The 17,825-nt window shown below is 57.8% G+C and carries 12 protein-coding genes and 2 tRNA genes; 1 reads left to right on the forward strand and 13 read right to left on the reverse strand.

Going from position 1 to position 17,825, the window contains the following annotated elements:
* Positions 1 to 665 precede the first annotated feature (665 nt).
* From GT571_RS05115 to GT571_RS05165, 11 genes are all read right to left on the reverse strand, one after another.
* The gene (locus GT571_RS05115; protein WP_161155892.1) at positions 666 to 1,463 is read right to left on the reverse strand and encodes a TraX family protein; all 798 of its coding nucleotides are present in this window, start codon (positions 1,461 to 1,463) and stop codon (positions 666 to 668) included.
* A gap of 145 nt (positions 1,464 to 1,608) precedes the next feature.
* Positions 1,609 to 1,684 (reverse strand) — tRNA-Lys (locus tag GT571_RS05120).
* A gap of 28 nt (positions 1,685 to 1,712) precedes the next feature.
* A complete protein-coding gene (locus tag GT571_RS05125) occupies positions 1,713 to 2,993 on the reverse strand; it encodes an aminopeptidase (RefSeq protein ID WP_161155894.1) in 1,281 nt (426 codons plus the stop codon).
* Between the two features lie 89 nt (positions 2,994 to 3,082).
* Positions 3,083 to 3,658, reverse strand: a complete 576-nt coding sequence (locus tag GT571_RS05130) for a hypothetical protein (protein ID WP_161155896.1) — start codon at positions 3,656 to 3,658, stop codon at positions 3,083 to 3,085.
* On the reverse strand, positions 3,659 to 4,537 hold the full coding sequence (locus GT571_RS05135; protein ID WP_035136481.1) for a phosphoribosylaminoimidazolesuccinocarboxamide synthase: 879 nt from the start codon (positions 4,535 to 4,537) through the stop codon (positions 3,659 to 3,661).
* A 118-nt stretch (positions 4,538 to 4,655) separates the two neighbouring features.
* The gene (locus GT571_RS05140) at positions 4,656 to 6,221 is read right to left on the reverse strand and encodes a sensor histidine kinase (protein WP_040360026.1); all 1,566 of its coding nucleotides are present in this window, start codon (positions 6,219 to 6,221) and stop codon (positions 4,656 to 4,658) included.
* A gap of 11 nt (positions 6,222 to 6,232) precedes the next feature.
* Entirely contained in the window at positions 6,233 to 6,955 is a 723-nt protein-coding gene (locus tag GT571_RS05145) for a response regulator transcription factor (protein WP_006236208.1), read from the reverse strand.
* Positions 6,956 to 7,108: 153 nt separating this feature from the next.
* Positions 7,109 to 8,320, reverse strand: coding sequence for a twin-arginine translocation signal domain-containing protein (locus tag GT571_RS05150; RefSeq protein WP_055310311.1), 1,212 nt, complete (start codon positions 8,318 to 8,320; stop codon positions 7,109 to 7,111).
* Complete coding sequence (locus tag GT571_RS05155) at positions 8,320 to 8,583, reverse strand: TIGR03905 family TSCPD domain-containing protein (RefSeq protein ID WP_117848466.1); 264 nt, start codon at positions 8,581 to 8,583, stop codon at positions 8,320 to 8,322. Before GT571_RS05155 ends, GT571_RS05150 begins: the two co-directional genes overlap by 1 nt.
* Positions 8,584 to 8,711: 128 nt before the next feature.
* A complete protein-coding gene (purB, locus tag GT571_RS05160) occupies positions 8,712 to 10,058 on the reverse strand; it encodes an adenylosuccinate lyase (RefSeq protein WP_161155898.1) in 1,347 nt (448 codons plus the stop codon).
* A 425-nt stretch (positions 10,059 to 10,483) separates the two neighbouring features.
* Positions 10,484 to 10,558 (reverse strand) — tRNA-Gly (locus GT571_RS05165).
* Between the two features lie 297 nt (positions 10,559 to 10,855).
* Here GT571_RS05165 and GT571_RS05170 point away from each other — a divergent pair.
* A complete protein-coding gene (locus GT571_RS05170; protein ID WP_161155900.1) occupies positions 10,856 to 14,287 on the forward strand; it encodes a SpaA isopeptide-forming pilin-related protein in 3,432 nt (1,143 codons plus the stop codon).
* 66 nt (positions 14,288 to 14,353) lie between these two features.
* Here GT571_RS05170 and GT571_RS10000 read toward each other — a convergent pair whose 3' ends face one another.
* Together GT571_RS10000 and GT571_RS05175 are read right to left on the reverse strand one after the other, a co-directional pair.
* Positions 14,354 to 14,572, reverse strand: coding sequence for a hypothetical protein (locus GT571_RS10000; RefSeq protein ID WP_022094153.1), 219 nt, complete (start codon positions 14,570 to 14,572; stop codon positions 14,354 to 14,356).
* Between the two features lie 21 nt (positions 14,573 to 14,593).
* Complete coding sequence (locus GT571_RS05175) at positions 14,594 to 17,785, reverse strand: hypothetical protein (protein ID WP_055287286.1); 3,192 nt, start codon at positions 17,783 to 17,785, stop codon at positions 14,594 to 14,596.
* Positions 17,786 to 17,825 lie beyond the last annotated feature (40 nt).

Here is a 17,825-nt window from a genome sequence, read left to right on the forward strand (position 1 = left end):
GCCTCTCGGCGGCCTTGCGAAAAACAAATCCAAGTTAGACCATTTCAAATGGTTCGATGTCTGCCCGGATGCGACACTGAATGTGTCCATCCTCGCAGTATCCGGTTCTCAAGGTGCACGCCTGGCGGCTGATCCGGTCCGACCGGGCCGCGCGGCAAGGAGATATATTGCCAGACCGGAGGGGCGCCGGGGGCGGGAATCGCGCACTCCATATTTTGTTCACAAATGAATAGGTCCCTCAGTCGCATCACTGAGGTTAAAACTGAAGCATTGGCTTCTGATATTGGCGATGACCAGCTGGTTTATAGGTGTTAAGGCATCGGTCATCTCTGGAGCGCCACTTTACTCCAAAAGCATCAGCTATTTGTTTCCCGTCGGTAAAAGGCAGGTTTTGTTCGCCAAGCGTTCTTATATATAGAGAAGTTCGGGTTCGAACCCGTGGCGCGGCAACAAAAAAGCGACCAGCCGGAGCCGATCGCTTTCTATTCTATGCTGGAGCATCCAGAGGGGTGCTTCCGAACTCATTTTCTCGCTGCCATTCATGCTTTCGAAGCATCTTTCTGCAGCCCTCGTTGTCTATCCTCGCATCTCTCAGGTCTTCCGGAAATTCACAAGCAGTCTTAGGGTCAGTTTGTTTCTGCTTTCAGAGACTTGTTTGAGAGTTATTAAAGACAGTTCAAAACAATAAGTGAGACGCCATAAAGCAGAGCAAGATGTGCCGGATAGAAAATGTAGAAGAAATATTTGAGCTTCAGCCCTCGCTTGCCATTATAAAGATTGATAAGCAGCAACGAAACGACCGCGGCAGCAACATCAGGATTAAATACATTAGCTGTAGCAAACTCAAATCCGCCGCCAACTATATGGCATGACGAAAGGAGCACTGCGCATACTGCAGCAAAGAGCATCTTGGCCTTGCTGTCGTGGAATAAATAGAATGCAGCCACAAGCAGAATGCCATACACGCCGCCATCTAGTTTAGTGTATTCAGCTGCCAGTGCTATCAAAACAATCAGAGCAAATTCTGCGATGTGCCTCTTCCATTTTGAAAGACTTTGTATCTTTTCCAGAATAATCAAAAAGACCAAGGAAAGCAGGAGCTCACACATAACATTTTGTTGCCGAAGGTCGAATAGTTGCCCGGTTTGAACGAAATCGTATATGGGCTCCGCAATGATTGCGAAGACAAGCATATTTCGCAGGTACTTCTTTATGTCATGAGTATGCAAAAATCCCTCAACTATCAAAAAGCAAAATAAGGGAAATGCAATTCTGCCAAGAACATGAAGCACATCCGAAGCCTCGCTTAGAATCGCCCACTGCTCGTCTGATATCTGATTGTACGATGTGTGAGTCATGATTCCATTGGTCAGGACGATCCTGCTTACATGATCGAGAACCATCGAAATGGCCGCTATTATCTTTAATGTGCTGCCGCTAATTCCGTATCTGTCTGTTTTCATTTCGTTTTCCTTTCTTTGGGTGGGCCGTCGGGGGTTCAGCCTGCTCCGCAGGCGGCCGCTGCGGCGCTCCGCGCCCCGACGGGTTCGAACCCGTGCACCGGCAACAAAAAAAGCGACCAACCGGAGTCGATCGCTTTCTATTCTATGGTGGGCCGTCAGGGGTTCGAACCCTGGACCTTGGGATTAAAAGTCCCCTGCTCTGCCAGCTGAGCTAACGGCCCGCGGGTGGCATTGTACCACGGTCTGGGACTATTCCCAACTCCATTGGCCGTTCTGGAAAATCACAACTTCACGTCCATCAGGCGTAATGCCCGTAATATCGATGTCGTCCGTGCCGATCATAAAATCGACGTGCGTGCTCGAGACGTTAACGCCATGCTCCAGGAGCTCCTCCTTGGACATGTCATACCCACCCTCGATGCATTCGGGGAAACCGACACCTAGCGCGAGATGGCAGCTAGCGTTCTCGTCATAGAGCGTATCGTAGAACAGAACACCACTTTCGCGGATCGGCGTGTTCTTGGAAATGAGCGCGACCTCTCCCAGGTGAGCAGCGCCCTCGTCAGTATCGATGATACTTGCGAGCGTTGCCTTGCCCACGCGGGCGTCGTAGTCCACCACGCGGCCGCCCTCGAACTTAATCCAAAAATCTTCGACCTTATTGCCGTGATGGATGAGCGGCATGGCCGAGTACACGATACCGTCGGCGCGCATGCGATCGGGCGAAGTGAAGACTTCCTCGGTGGGAATGTTGGGGAAGAAGGGGTGCCCATCGGGCGTCTTGCCCTTGCCGCCGGCCCACTCGTGACCTTTCGTCATGCCAATCGTCAGATCGGTTCCATTTGCCGCGTTGTAATGCAGGTAGTCGAAACGATTGTCGTTCAGGAAACGCAGGTTCTTTTCGAATGCGGCGTCATGGAGTTCCCAGTCGCTCTCTGGGTCCTGGCCATCGGCGCGCGCGGTGTGCAGAATCGCATTCCACAGCTTATAGATTGCAACCTCATCGGCGTCTCCCGGGAACACCTCGTGCGCCCAAGCCACGACCGGAGCGCCGGCGATGCACCACGGATTGATGTTGTAATCCAGTCCACGGCGGAAAACTTTGCACTGCGTATTCCTCGCCTTTGATGCCGCGGCCGGCTTGGCTGGATCGATGCCCTTGAGGGCCGCAGGATCCGCACCCTCGATAAAGACAAAGCAGGCACCATCCTGGGCCAAGGAATCCAGCTGCATGCGCTTCCACTCGGGCGTCTGCTCAAAATAGCTTTTCTCGACATGCTCGTACGTGAGCCTCGTCACGGCATCATCGGCCCAAATGACCGTCACGTGGCCGGCGCCGGCAGCATAGGCCTCCGCGACCACCACGCGCGCAAACGGCGCGCACTCGACCGGAGACTGAACGACGACCTCCTGGCCGGGCTTGACGTTTACGCCCTTGCGGACGACCAGGCGCGCGTAGTTTTTAATCTTGGGCTCCAGGGCCTTCATGCCCTCCAGAGCCTCTTCGACCGTCAGGGCAGCTCGAATCATGTGCCACTCCATCTATCTATAGAACAGTAAAAAGGCGCGCCGCAAAAACGACGCGCCTTATATCTTAGCGATAAGTATGTATGCAAACGCTACTTCTTCTTGGAGTCCTTCTTGTCCTCCTCGGCAGCCGCGCGCTCAATAAGAGCATTGAGCTTGTTCTCGGACATGCCCTCGGCCTGCGCGCGGTACATGTTGCGCAAGGGACGAATACGAGCGAAGTCATAGATAAAGTCGCCCAAAATGATGACGTAGGACAAAACAATGCCGACCATCTGGACAGGGCTGGACACCATGCCAGCGGGAGCGAAGTACAGCGAGGCCCAAATTGCCACGCCGAGCACCATGCCAATGGCGAGCACAATCCACCAGATGCGACGGCGCTTGGTGTAGTCCTCGTCCTGCTTGAGGAGGATATTCGACACCGTATAGATGCGGTCCTCCTTGGCGCGCTGCTTAGCCTTGCGGGCGCGCTTCTCCTCTTTAGAGAGGCCCTCGAGGTTCTCGCCCTTCTCGAGCTCTTTGCGGCGTGCCTTAGACGAAGCCGGCACGACGCGAACGGAGCTCGCTGCTTGGCGGGCGGGCTTAGCAGATGCGGCAGACTTGCGCGCAACCCCGGTAACTTCGTGGGATTGCGTGCGCTTGTTCGTGGCGCTACGGGTACTCACTTATGCGTTCTCCTTCATGCTTGTGAACTGGGAGCCCGTGATGATCTGGAAGGCCTCGCGATAGCGCTCGGACGTGCCATCGATGACCTCGGCGGGCAGGTGCGGGGTCTCCCCCGTCATATCCCAGTTGGCCTTGAGCCAATTGCGGACGAATTGCTTGTCGTAGCTAGGCTGGATCTTGCCCTCCTCGTAGCTGGCAGCAGGCCAGAAACGGCTGGAGTCGGGCGTGAGACACTCGTCGATCAGCGTGACCTTGCCATCAATAACACCAAACTCGAACTTGGTGTCGGCAATGATGATGCCACGGGTCGCGGCGTACTCGGCGGCAGCCTTGTAGATCTTGAGGGAAAGGTCACGAATCTGCGTGGCGATATCCTCGCCCACGATCTCGCAGCAACGCTCGAACGAGATGTTCTCGTCGTGGTCACCGATCTCGGCCTTCGTGGACGGCGTGAACAGCGGCTCGGGAAGCTTGGAAGCCTCGGTCAGGCCCTCAGGCAGCTGGATGCCGCAGACGGTGCCGTTCTCGTCGTAGGTCTTCTTGCCCGAACCGGTCAGATAGCCGCGGACGATGCACTCGATAGGAATCGTCTGGGCCTTCTTAACCAGCATGGCGCGGCCAGCGAGGTAGTCACGATACTCAGCAAACTCCTCGGGGAAATCCGCCGGGTCGATGGAAACGAGATGGTTGGGGACGATGTCGGCAAACTTATCGAACCAGAATGCCGAGATGCGATTGAGTACCTCTCCCTTAAACGGAATCTCGTCGGGAAGAATGAAGTCAAACGCAGAAATGCGGTCGGTGGCGACCATCAGCAGGTTTTCACCGGCATCATAGATATCACGAACCTTGCCACGGGAATCCGGACGACGCTCCATCGTTGTCACGTGAGTCACTCCTTACCTAAATACGACAGAAATGCGGGTTCTTTCCCGCATGTTTTCGCAAACTCGGAGCGGCAGGGACGCGGCCCCTCCTTCACCGAATAACGAAAAGCTAGTGCTCCATTGTAGTAGATGCCGCGTCTGCCGTGTGCTCGCGGGGCAGATGAATTGTAAAAGTCGTACCCTTTCCAAGCTCCGACTCCACGGATATGTAGCCATGGTGACGCTCGACGATCTGCTTGGTCACGGCGAGGCCAACGCCCAGGCCGCCAGCTTCGCGGGCGCGGCTGGCATCGGCGCGCCAAAACCGCCCGAAGATGCGCGACAAATCGTCCTTGGCAATACCGATGCCGGTATCAGAAACGGCAATGCTGACGTGCTTGCGGTCACTGAGCACCGACACCACGACCCAACCGCCCTCGGGGGTGTAGCGCATGGCGTTGCTCATGAGGTTGATAACACATTGCGTGATCATGTCGGGATCGGCCTCGACGACATCGTCGTGACCCTGGGTCTCGTCCGCAAAACGCAGGCGCAGATCGCGGTCGACAAACAGGCGCTCCTGGGCATTAACGATGGAACGCACGAAAGGAACCATGTCCACCGGCTCAAGGTTGAGCGGAGCCGTGCTGTTTTCCATGCGCGACAGGTCGAGCATCTGCTGCACCAGACGAGCCAGGCGACGCGTCTCGGAAGCAACGGTTTCCAAATGCTCATCGTCGGTGGGATACACGCCATCCTGCATGGCCTCGACCGTTGCGAGCATGGCCATAAGCGGCGTGCGAAGCTCGTGTGCAACGTCTGAGGTCAGGCGCTTCTCGTGTTTCATATCCTTCTCGAGCGAAGTGGCCATCTCATCGAAGGTCTCACCCAGCTGATCGATCTCGTCATCACCGCGCAGTCCCGTGCGAGCCGACAGGTCGCCGTCACGGATTTGCTTTGCGGTACTGGTGATGCGATGAATCGGCTTGGTGAGCATGCGCGACACGAGCGATCCGATAACGACCGAAATGCAGATTGCAACAACCGCGGCGAGGGCCATGGCGTTAAAGGTCTTCTCCCTAAACGCAGAGTCCGCCTTGGTGAGCAGAGCGTCGGAGCCGATGGCCCACAGCTTTACCTGTCCGACATGCTCGCCGGAAGACGTTACAATCTCGACGTTAGCAACGCTATCGGAGTCGGTTGGAGCAGACGAGACCGGGCTATGCGATGCCCTCTTGCCGCTCGTGTCGTCGGTCGTAGCCTGGTTTTCGCGTACATCGGCGGTGGCGCTTGCCGAGGGCCAGGAATCGTCATAAACGATCACGCCCTTTTTATTGACGACCTGCATGCCCAGATCGTCGGAAACCAAACTCGACGTTGCGACCGTGCGCAGTTCTCCCGCGGTCCAAGAGCCGTTTTCCTCATATGAGGTTGCCAACTTCTCGGCAGCGGAATTTGCGATTTCGACGATATTGGAGCGTGTGTAATCCGAAAAGACCGTGCCCCACACAACAGAGACAACGCCCACCAGCACCAATACTGTCATGAGCGATGTCAGAGCAAAAGCAAGTGCCATGCGCGAGGGATAGCTCATCGTTGGCCGTGAATCGGAGCGAGGCGTGTTCCAACTAGCCTTGGAACCCGCCTCGCTCTCCTGCTTGTGCTTTTGTCCGATTTCAAAGCGCGCAGGTGTCATATGTGATTTCCCTATTTCTCGTCCGACTTATCGGTCTTGGCCGGAGCCTCGAAGCGATAGCCGACACCATGGACGGTGTAGAGCCACTTGGGCTTCTTGGGATCATCGCCCAGCTTGGCGCGAAGATTCTTCACGTGGCTATCGATAGTGCGCTCATAGCCCTCAAAGTCATACCCGAGCACTTTCTCGACCAGCTCCATGCGGTTATACACACGGCCGGGATGGCGGGCAAGCGTGGTGAGCAGCTTGAACTCGGAAGCCGTCAGATCGACTTCCTTGCCCTCGACCAAGATCTTGTGGCCCGAGATATCGATGACCAGATCGCCGAAGTCGAGTACCTCGACGGCGGGCTCGTCGGCCTGATGGGCACGGCGGAACAGAGCGCGAACGCGGGCGACGAGCTCGCGCGGCGAGAACGGCTTAATCAGATAGTCGTCGGCGCCGAGCTCAAGACCGATAATACGGTCCTCGATCTCGCCCTTAGCCGTCAGCATGATGATGGGGACATCCGAGGTATCGCGAATGGTGCGGCAAACGCGCTCGCCGGGGATCTTGGGGAGCATAAGGTCGAGCACGACCAGGTCGAACTGATGCTTCTCGAACTCCTCGATCGCGGACTGGCCGTCGCCGACGCCCACAACCCAGTAGCCTTCGCGCTCGAGATAGGCAGCGACGGCGTCACGGATTGCCTTCTCATCCTCGACCAGCAGAATCTTTTTTGCATCTGAAGCCATAACACGGCCCCCCTGTCTCAATTAGCTAAGAACAAGCCCATTTTAACGCACCTGAGCCCGCCAGATGCCGCTATGACGCGGCAGCTCGGCGGGCGGTACTCACAATTACAACGCGTTTATTCCCCTGTTGGCGCCTTTTTAACCCCTCTAAGCTTAAAGAGAGAATAGGCGTGCAGTGACTGTCTCTGGTATACCCTGGCTGTTGCGCACCGTGGCGTACGTAAGGAATGAGTCCGACTTTCCCGCCGTAGCTGGATAATCGCCATACTCCAAAGCGCGGTCGGGCGACAGCAGCGAGCCATAGGTCTTGGCAGAGGTGTCGATCAGGAAATGCGACGCCTGTACCTTAACAAGGTATTTATTCTTCTTGCCAGCCGCACATGCAAGCGGCTCGCGGGACAGGAAGAGATACGGCCCTCCCTCATTACCGATATACGTGCCCATGTTGCCCAGGCTGCCCACGCCACTATAGGCCGCCTCGATAGAAAACACGAAGGTATCGCCCATATATACGGCCTCGAAAGGCGAGACTGACGAGGGAAGAACTAGCTGGGCACGTTTGGTGTTGTTGCCGTCGGTCAGATCGATTGCCGTTATGCCGTAGTAGACGCCCTCGTCGTTGCGGACACGCGGCGAGATGGTCAAAATGCCGTCGCTCGCGCGCGGGGCCGATGCAAAGCGGCCCGTCGATTTCCAAATTACCTCGGCCTTGGATTCATCAAGCGAGCGACGATAGCAAAACGAATCACTACTCGTTTTATTGCCGCCTGCCGAAGGCATTTTATACCAGATGACCGATGACCCGAACGCCGTGAACAGGGGCGGATCATAGTCCTTGCCACCTCGATCGAGCTCAACCACGTCGCCAGAGAGCGAAGCGCCCGACAGATTTTGAGCGTAGAGCTTCCACGATGAATTGGCAAAGTTCATCTCAACCCACGCGAATACGCCGTCGCCGGCACGGACATCGTAGAATGCATATCCCGTGCCCTCGATAGGATCCTCGATTAATGTGGTAAGCGAGCCATCACCCAGGTTGAGCACACCGAGTGTGTTGGCGTGCAGCGCCGATGCGGGCGCCATCATCGCCGCGGCGTAATCGCCGTCGCAGTAGTACAGCAGCGTACCCAGAGGCAGCGTCCACGACGCCGCCGGCTCAAGATCGATGTCGACTGCCTCGTACTCATCCGTAATCGAGATGATCTTGGAATCGTCCTTGATAACCTGCGGCTCGCCGGCGGCATCATCGCTGGTGCCCGTTTTTTTCGAGCATCCGGCAAGTACCGTGGCAGCGCCCGCGGCAGCCCCACCGAGTACGAAGCCGCGACGCGATATTCCGTTCTTGATGTGATCGGCGATACCCATTAGGCGATCTCGGCGCGAGCGGCCTCGATAGCGCGTGTAAGCTGGTCGGCGCAGGAGGTCTTTTTCATACCGCAGGTATTACCGGCGAGAACCTCGATTACGCGATCGGCAGGAGCGCCCTCGACCAGCTTGGAGATAGCCTTGAGATTGCCGTCGCAGCCGCCGGTAAATTCAACGCCCATCACCTTGTTGCCGTCATCGGAAAGGTCAAGGTGAATATTGCGAGCACACACGCCCTGAGGCTTGTAATCAAACGAAATCATGCGATCCCCTCTCAGAATGTTATTCGAGACGACTATTATCCCCGTCTTTCCCTAAATGCAACGAGGCGCTTTGCCGGCAACACACATTACCAGCAAAGCGCCCTAAAAAGCTAACGTTATGCCCGAGCCTACTCGAAGCTCAGCTGCTCCAGACGATCAAAGACCGTGTCGATACGGGTGAGGAAGTCCCACGGATCAAAGATCTCGTCGAGCTTCTCCTGACTGACGGTGCAGCGCGGGTCGGCCTCGAGACGCTCCTTAAAGGTGGGGCCGGAGACACAATCCTGTACCTCGTGCCAGGTTACCATAGCGTTCTCCTGCACAATGGCGTACGCGTCCTCGCGGGTGATGCCCGTATCGACGAGGGCGAGCAGCACCTTGGAGGAGAAGATGAGGCCGCGGGTCTTATTGAGGTTGGCCATCATGCGGGCGGGATACAGCTGCAGGCCGTCGATAACGCGGATGAGGCACTGGAACATGTGGTCGAGGGCGATGAAGCTATCGGCCTGGGCGACGCGCTCGGCAGAGGAGTGCGAAATGTCACGCTCGTGCCACAGGGCGACGTTATCGAAGGCAACCTGGGCGTTGGACTTCACGACGCGCGACAGACCGCAGACTTTCTCCATGGTGATGGGGTTGCGCTTGTGCGGCATGGCTGAGCTGCCCTTTTGGCCCTTACGGAACGGCTCCTCGGCCTCGAGCGTATCGGTCTTCTGTAGATTGCGAACCTCGGTAGCGATGCGCTCACAGGTGGCCGCTGTAGTGGCAAGCACGCCGGCAAGGTAGGCATGGTGATCGCGGCTGATGACCTGCGTGGACAGAGGATCGTGGACCAGGCCCAGGTGCTCGCAGACGTACTCCTCGACGAACGGCTCGATGGAGCTGTACGTGCCGACAGCGCCCGAGATAGCACCGAAGGCAACATTCTTGCGGGCGTCCTCAAGACGATCCAGATCGCGCTTGAGTTCCCAGGCCCAAGAGCCAAACTTCATGCCGAAGGTCATCGGCTCGGCGTGGATGCCATGAGTGCGGCCGGCACAGAGCGTGTTGCGCTCCTCAAAAGCGCGACGCTTGCAAATCTCGCCGAGTTTTTTGACGTCCTCGATGATCAGGTCGCAGGCCTGGGTGAGCTGGTAGCACAGGGCCGTGTCGCCCAGATCGGAGCTGGTCATGCCATAGTGAACCCAGCGGCTGGGCTTGGGGTCGCCCTCGGGAACATCGGCATCGATGTATTCCTTCATGTTGGTCAGGAAGGCAATGACGTCGTGGCGCGTGACTTCCTCGATCTCATCGACCTTCGCCTTCTCAAAGTTGGCATGGTCGCGGATCCACTGGGCCTCGTCTTTGGAAATACCGATCTTGCCGAGCTCCGCCTGGGCCTCGCAGGCCAGAACCTCGATCTCCTGCCAAATGGCGTACTTGTTCTCGAGGGAGAAGATGTGTCCCATCTCCGGGCGGGTATAGCGATCGATCATAGCGGCTCCTTTTTGGTTATTGGCACGTTGGTCGTAACCTAACCATTGTACCGTGCGCAGGTGCAAGTATGGGCAGCAGGCATTAACCTAACATTTTGGAATTGGAGCGGGCAACGGGACGTCTGCGCATTTGCTTCGCAAATCCGCACCGGCTTCAGGCGAGCCCCTCAGCCTCACGAAGCCGCGGGGGAAGACTTTGTTGAATTGGCCGTCCCCATGTCTCCCGCACTCGATGGAGCGGGCAACGGGACATCCGCGTATTTGCTTCGCAAATCCGCACCGGCTTCAGGCGCCTGTCGGCGCCTTCGCCTGCTCGCTACAAACGCTTCGCGTTTGCTTTACGCTCGCACCCTGTCGGGTTCGAGTCCCGGCGCTTTATTGAAAAAAGCACGGCACCGTAATGGTGCCGTGCTTGTGCTTCTAGCTGGAGCGGGCAACGGGACTCGAACCCGCGAGTGTCAGCTTGGGAAGCTGATGCCTTACCACTTGGCGATGCCCGCTTGTGTGTTGGCTAGTATAACGCGGTTGTCTTGTTCGACACAAGGGTGGTGATGCTTGTTTTAGCTGTGGAGATTCGTTTGAAAATCACGCCAATTGTGGAGACGAGGACCTTTGACTTCCTGTTCTCCCTATCTTCTACCTGCACTTTTGCTTGATTGTTGTATTTGAGCTCAATTTGTCAGGAATTGGGCAAGCTTTTGGTCAGGCTCCGGTACTTACCCGCATGAACCTCGGGGGTAGCCTCATCCTACGCGTCGCAGCCTCCCCGTGCGGCGCACGAGGGATAAGGAGCAGCCATGTCCAACGCACCCACGCACTCTGTCCACAGCGCAATCGCAACAGGTCCGCTGCTCCTGCTCCTCTTCCTGCTTTTCGGCTGCCTGGCACCGGAAGCCGCATTTGCCGTCGATGGCTACGACCAGCTCGGCTTCCGCACTATTAGCGATGATTGTGGGCCCTTCCTCATCGGCAAGTATGAAGCTCAAGACGCCTCGATTGCCTACTGCATGAACCAGGAGCGCCCCGGCCCCACCAAGCCGGGCGGCCCATGGCTCAACTTTGATCAAGGCTGGGTGTGGCTCGACGACGAGTTCGCGGCAATCGTTTGTCACGGATATCCTACCGCCACGTCGTTTGGCGGTTACCATCTTTCACCCGATCGTGCCCGCGCCGCAACCCAGCTTGCCGTATGGATGCTCAACGGCACTACCCATGTCGACGGTACCTACTCTTACACGACCGCTCAGGGCAAAACCAAGAGCGGGCACTTTACCGCCGACGATGAAGTCGTGGCGGCGGCGCGGTGGCTCCACGACAGCGCAAAATCAGGAAGCATCAAAGCCGCTCCGCACCGCGCGCGGCGCTATCTAGGAGCCGTATCGGGCGGCAGCAAACGTCAGGACATGCTCTATGTACTGCCGGCGGTCTCTGTTTCCTTCCAAAAGCAGTCTGCAAACGCTGCCATTACCAGCGGAAACAATACTTATCAGTTTGCCGGGGCAACATTCGATGTTTTTGAGAGCGCCAGCGACGCACGTGTTGGCACCATCCAGATGGACAGCAACGGTCGGGCGCAAGCAACACTTCTGCCCAACACAGCATACTACCTAGTTGAAACGAAGGCGCCGGCCGGCTATGTCCCCCGCCACGATCGCATCGCCTTTACCACGGGGAATGACGGCGGGCGGGTCGCCATTGATGAACAGCCCGGCACCATCAACCTGCGTATCGTAAAACTCGATACCGCGACGAATGCCGGCCCCCAGGTAGGCTCTTCACTCGCAGGAGCAGAGTTCACGTGTGTGTCGCAATCAACCCCTGGATGGGCGCAAATCCTCACGACCGACGAAAGCGGTCGGGCCACCCTCGCCGATGTCCCCTTAGGAACCTTTACCATCTACGAATCAAAAGCCCCCGAGGGCTACCTGCCATCCAACGACAGCTGGACCTATACCGTTGGAGCCGACCAGCTCGGCGATTCAGGCGTGGTCGAGATCGAATCTCGCGTTTCCGATATCCCCATTGCGTTTAACCTAGAGATTTCCAAATTCAAGGATTACGGCAATAGCGACCAATCCGGCCTGGAGCAGCCGGCGGGTGGTGTTGTCTTTGAGGTTGTCAGCAACAGCTCTCAGCAGGTTGTTGGCACACTGACCACAAACATCTATGGCTTTGCCTCCACCAAAGATCAGCCCGAAGCATGGTTCGGCACAGGCAAGCGACCCGCCGGTGTCCACGGAGCCGTCCCATACGACCGTGCCGGCTACACGGTTCGCGAGGTTCCGGAAACCGTCCCCGAGGGTTTTAAACGTGCAGGGGAATGGACCGTCGGGGCCAATCAGATTTCCGACGGCGCCGAGCTTCAATATATCGTGGGCAACCACGCTCTGTCGACGCATCTCCAGATTGTAAAACGCGATGCCCAAACAGGCGCTTCTGTTCCCCTAGCCGGATTCACCTTCCAACTCCTCGACAGCAATCACGAACCTGTCTCACAAACTTGCTGGTATCCAGCACATGACGTAATGGACACCTTTACGACTGACGCGACCGGGACCGTCACACTGCCCGAATCGCTCGTGCCGGGCACCTATTATGTACGCGAAACCTCGGCCAAAGAGCCCTATCTTGTCGGCGAAGAGATCGAGGTAAACATACCCGCCGACATGAACCTAACGCCCGTTGCAGTCGCCTCGTATTATGACCACGCCGCGACCGGAAACATCAGGATCGTTAAAACCGATGCCATAGACGGCAGCAGCCTCGCGGGCACCGTCTTTGAGATCCGTGCCTCGGGTGATATCGTGCGCCCCGACGGTAGCATTGCCGCGCTCGACGGTGAGACTGTCGCGACCGTCACGACGGATGAAACTGGAGAAGCACGCGCGGACAACCTCCCGCTGGGACTTGGCACCGCACGCTACGAGGTTGTCGAGGCTCAAGCGCCGGCAGGCTTCTTGCTCGATCGGACAACCCATATTGTCGACCTTACTTATGCCGACCAGAAAACACCCGTTGTAGAAGCACGGCTTAACGTATCCGACGATTACACCAAGGTTGATATCTCCAAGGTCGATGCAAGCGGTGAGCAGGAAGTGGAAGGCGCACAACTCACCTTATATGGTCCCGATAAAACCGAAATAGACTCCTGGACCTCATCCGACAAACCACACCGCGTCGAACATCTTGCACCCGGCACCTACTCGTTGCGCGAAATGATGTCTCCGCGGACCTATGACCTTGCCGAGGAAATAACGTTTGAAATAAAGGATACGGGAGAAGTCCAAACCGTCGCGATGAAGGATGCGCCCATCGAGATCAAGGGACAGGTCGACAAGCGTCAGGAACTTGTCCAACCTATCGAAAAGGGCCTGTTGGCTAACGGCGATGGTAAAAACCGCGCCACGACGCAAACCAATAGTGATGGGCTTTTCTCCTATACCATCGATGCTCGAAACGATTCCGCTACTTGGGTTGATGAGTTTACGATTACCGATGATCTTGAGTGCGCCAAAGACGGCACAGCGAGATTCATCTCAATCGAAACCCCCGTCGCCATCGGCGACCTCAACGGTCTGTGCAACGTATGGTATCGCACGACGCCGTTGGACTCGACAGACGTCGGTGAGCCGGCAAACGCGACACTTGACGATGGGCACGAAAATCCTTGGCTTGAGTCCGACGAAGTAAAAGAGAGCCTTGGTGAGGACTGTCGCCTCGTCGATTACGACGGCTGGCGCCTCTGGAAGGCGGATGTCTCGACCACGGAATCCACCACACTCGAGGCGGAAGAGCTCGACCTTACACCCAATACCGTCGTAACGGGCATTCGAATTGAATACGGTGCGGTAGCCGCCGACTTTACGACTCGAAGCGATGCGGATTCTTGGACCCGCGATGATCTCAAAGATGAGCACGACGACCTTGACGATGCCAAAGCAATCCTTGGCACAGACGCTCGGGGCGCAGTCGTGCACATGCAGGCAACGTCGGCTTATACGCCCCAAACTGCACTCACCAACAGCGCACGCGTCGATCTTTGCCGCAACGGCGGCGGCGATAAACTTGAGTCACATGACGAGGACTGTGTCATTCAACGCTGTACCCTACCGCAGGACCTACCGGCAACAGGAGCAGTTCCCATCGCCGCTTGCATCACCGCGTTCCTGACCTCGGGTGCCGCAGCCCTATGGTTCGCTCGCCTTAGGTCGATCCCAAAGAAGCGCTAGCGCGATCAAAAAGCGGGCGAGCCAGTCCCCCGGCTCACCCGCTTTCAATCATGTAAATCGCCGTATCTACTCTGCAGACGAAGATCCACCATCAACGATTGCTTGCTCGGACTCAGGAATCCCATCAGCACCCGTACTCTGTTCTTGCTCCACCTCTTCGCTGATTGCGGAAGCGGGGGTCGAGCCCTTTGCGCCCACGATGTAGGCAGCCCCAAATCCTAACGCAATGGCAATCAAGGTCAAAATCACGTAGACAGGCCAATGGCGCTTAATATACGAAAACACGTTGACTCCTTAGAGCTCCGTCTACGAACGGCGGATAACCTCGGTCACGACCTCGGATACCGTAGCAATGTTCGTCGGGTTGACATTGTGGGGCAGGTCGTCCTCGGTACGAGCGCAAGCCAGACGCGTGCCGTCCACGCCGGCGATGGTAAGGGCTCGGCGGCTCGCCTCGAGCGCGGCATAGGCATCGGTCTTGGCATAGGGCATCTCGAGCGCGCCACAATCGACATGGAACGACTTGCAGACCTTGCTGACCAGGTTCATGATGCGGCGATCGCCCTTGAGCAGTTGTTGTTCGCCCTCGACCGTCACCACCGAAAGCCTACCGGCGCCGACGGATTCAAGATTGATAAAGAATACGCCGCGGAGCTTATCGCGATGCGAAGCCAAGAAGGCCTTCATGCCAGCGCCATCACAATCCGAGGCGCCCGTTGCCACAAACCAGATATCGTGACCGAGCAGCTCATCATCGCCCATAGAGGCGACAGCCGAGAGCATATCTTCGGAAGAAGCGCCATCGGAAGACGTAGCGCCACCCTTCCAGCCATCGTTATCGTCCTCGAAGTTATCCCACGAACCGATACCGCGACCGGACTTCTTGGCATCGTAATCGTCTTCGACGCCCAGCCAGTCACTCATGCTGTCCTGCTCGTTTTTCTTTTTACGGCCGAACAGACCACCCAGGCCGCGCTTACGAGACTTGGGTGCCGCCGGGGCGGGAGCCGAAATGGTCTCGATCGGCTGTGCGCCCGACGCAACGGGCATAGGAGGCGCAACGGGTGCCGATGTGGGTTCGGGGCCTTGGGCGGTAGCAAAGGGGTCGTTGACCTGTGCGGAGGGATCGGGAAGGTCGAACAGCGACGTGCGAGACGCAACGTTTGCCTGCTTCATAGACGGCAGCGACGGATCGGGGACCGAAGCCAGCGGAGACGAGGAAGGTGCAGGCGACGGTGCCGACGCCGGATCGGGAACATTCATCTGCGGGCGCGGCGATGCCTGGGAGGAAATCTGGGCCATAAGGGAATCGACCGTTTCGTCCTGGGTGGGAGCGACATTGGCAACCGTGGCACCGGAACCACTCGGGGTCGGCATGGTGAAAATCTGCGTGGAATAAGGCCTCGACTCATCCGTCTCGGGAGTCTCGGAAACCGCAGGCACTTCCTCCTGCTCGACCTCGGTCGAATCATCTTGCTCGGCTGCCGCGTATTGCTCTTCGTCAGAGTTGGCCTCGACGGGCTCGTCCTCGGCGGCATCTTGGATTTCGGCAGCATCAACAGGCTCGTCATCGTCTGCCGCGTCGCCCTGCTCATCGGAAACAGGAAGGGGCTCGGCAATCGCGGTGCCCTGTTTTTCAAACGTTATCGTGGAATCGAACTGCGCGGCATCAAACGACATGGTGCTATCGACGTGCTGCTGAGCCTCGAAAGACGTCGTCGCTTCAACAACATCCGCGGACGCCGGTTGCTGGGACTCAAAGGACGTTGTAGCTTCGGCGGCTTCGACGGGCGCGGACTGCATAGCCTCGTTCTGCTCGAACTCTTGCGCCGCGAGCTCACGTGCCGCCTCGGCTGCCTGCTGCTGAGCGATAGCCTCCTGCTCGGCAGCCTCGCGTGCGGCAGCGCGCTTCTCCTCGAAATCGTCGACAAATTTCTTGCCCTTTGCAAACGCACCCTTAAAGAAGTTGGAAGCGCTGGCACCAATCGACGAGAACGCGGATGCAATGTCGGCATGCGGCGTTGCCGCGGGAATCTCGGCCGAGAAATCAGTATCGCTCTCGTAAGACACGCGCCTCGGTTGTTCAACGTAATCGTCGTCAGACTCGTCCGCAACGTCTTGCGCCGGTGCGGCGGGAGCCAAAATGTCCAGTCCTGCCGCGGGATCGAACGCGGACACCGCCTCGGGATCGGCAACGGCAGCGGTAACCGCGGCAGACTCATCATCCGCAGCGACAACGGGCGCAGGCGCAGCCACGACGGGGGCAGGCTCGGGCTCAAACGTTGGCTCCTCGCCCTCCTCGTAATCGAGCGTGCAGGACTCGGGAAGCATTCCGAGCGCACGGATGGCATCCGAACCAAAGCGGATGTTGCCGGCGGCGTTGCGATAGAGCTTGGGCTCGGGCTCGGCAGACTCCTCCGCCGGCTCGGCAGCGGGAACCTCGTCATTGAACTCTTCGGCTTGGGCAGCCTGATTCTGATCCTCGGGCACGATAGCGCCGATCAGCGTCTCGTCGGCAGACGCACCCTCAAAGCCCTCGATTTGCTCGTCGAAAGCCTCACCCTGTTCGGGCTCGGTCTGAGCGTCGGGAGCAATCGGCTGACCGAATTCGTCCTCGGCGTAGGTAGGCTCTTCATACTCGATGGTGTTGCCGTAGTCGTTTTGCTGCTGGGCCGCGGCATATTCCGCCGCTGCGCGCGCCATTTCCTCGGCACGACGCTTCTGCTCCCCAAAATAGGTATCGAACGGAACATCGTCGGGAAACTCGTTTTCGCCCTGGAAGGGAGCAACGTTGTCCATAACGCCGAGCATAGCGGCGACAGAAGACTTGTTGCACACCGCGCCAGACGTATAGGGAAGAATGTGGCGGTTAGAGATGATGTTTACCGCGTTGGCGAGTGCAACGAGGGAAGCGAGGATCGCGACAATCCACAGCAGAACCTTGAGCGCGCCGGGGAGCGGCAGAATACGCAGGATGGCAACGGCAGCGGGGGCAACCGTGGCAACGGGCAACAGCTTGGCGATGAGCGCACGATACGAAGCATAAGGCTCGCGGGCGAGCAGCTCAGCACGGGGAGAGTCGTAGTGTGCGACAACGACCACCGGGCGGTTACGCGGGGACGCGAGCGGGCCCGAGGCCTTGTGGTAGGCGATGACATTTTGGCTCACGCCCGTCTTGCCCAGGCGCGAAACCACGGGGTGGCCCGTGCGCTCGAGCACGTAAAGAACGGCGCCGACAATGGCCAGCAAGGTGCCGACCAAGCCGATACCGCCGCCGATGCCCATCAGCAGGGCGCCGGCAAACGCAAGAATACCGGTAACGGCAAATGCCAACCTACTGGGCGCCGGGGCATTGAACTCCTGAACCTCGGGGTCAAAGCCGTGGTTGCGGAAGATCTGAGCGATATCTTCGGCAGCCAAGCGCTCTTCTTCGCTGCATGCCGGCGTAATGCCGGTGTTCTGCAGCAGGTGGTTAATATAGTTCTGGGTGTTCGCCATGTGCGCTCCACATCCATAATCCGACAAATAGGCCCAATGC

The organism is Collinsella aerofaciens (assembly GCF_009876115.1).
GTDB lineage: Bacteria > Actinomycetota > Coriobacteriia > Coriobacteriales > Coriobacteriaceae > Collinsella > Collinsella aerofaciens_N.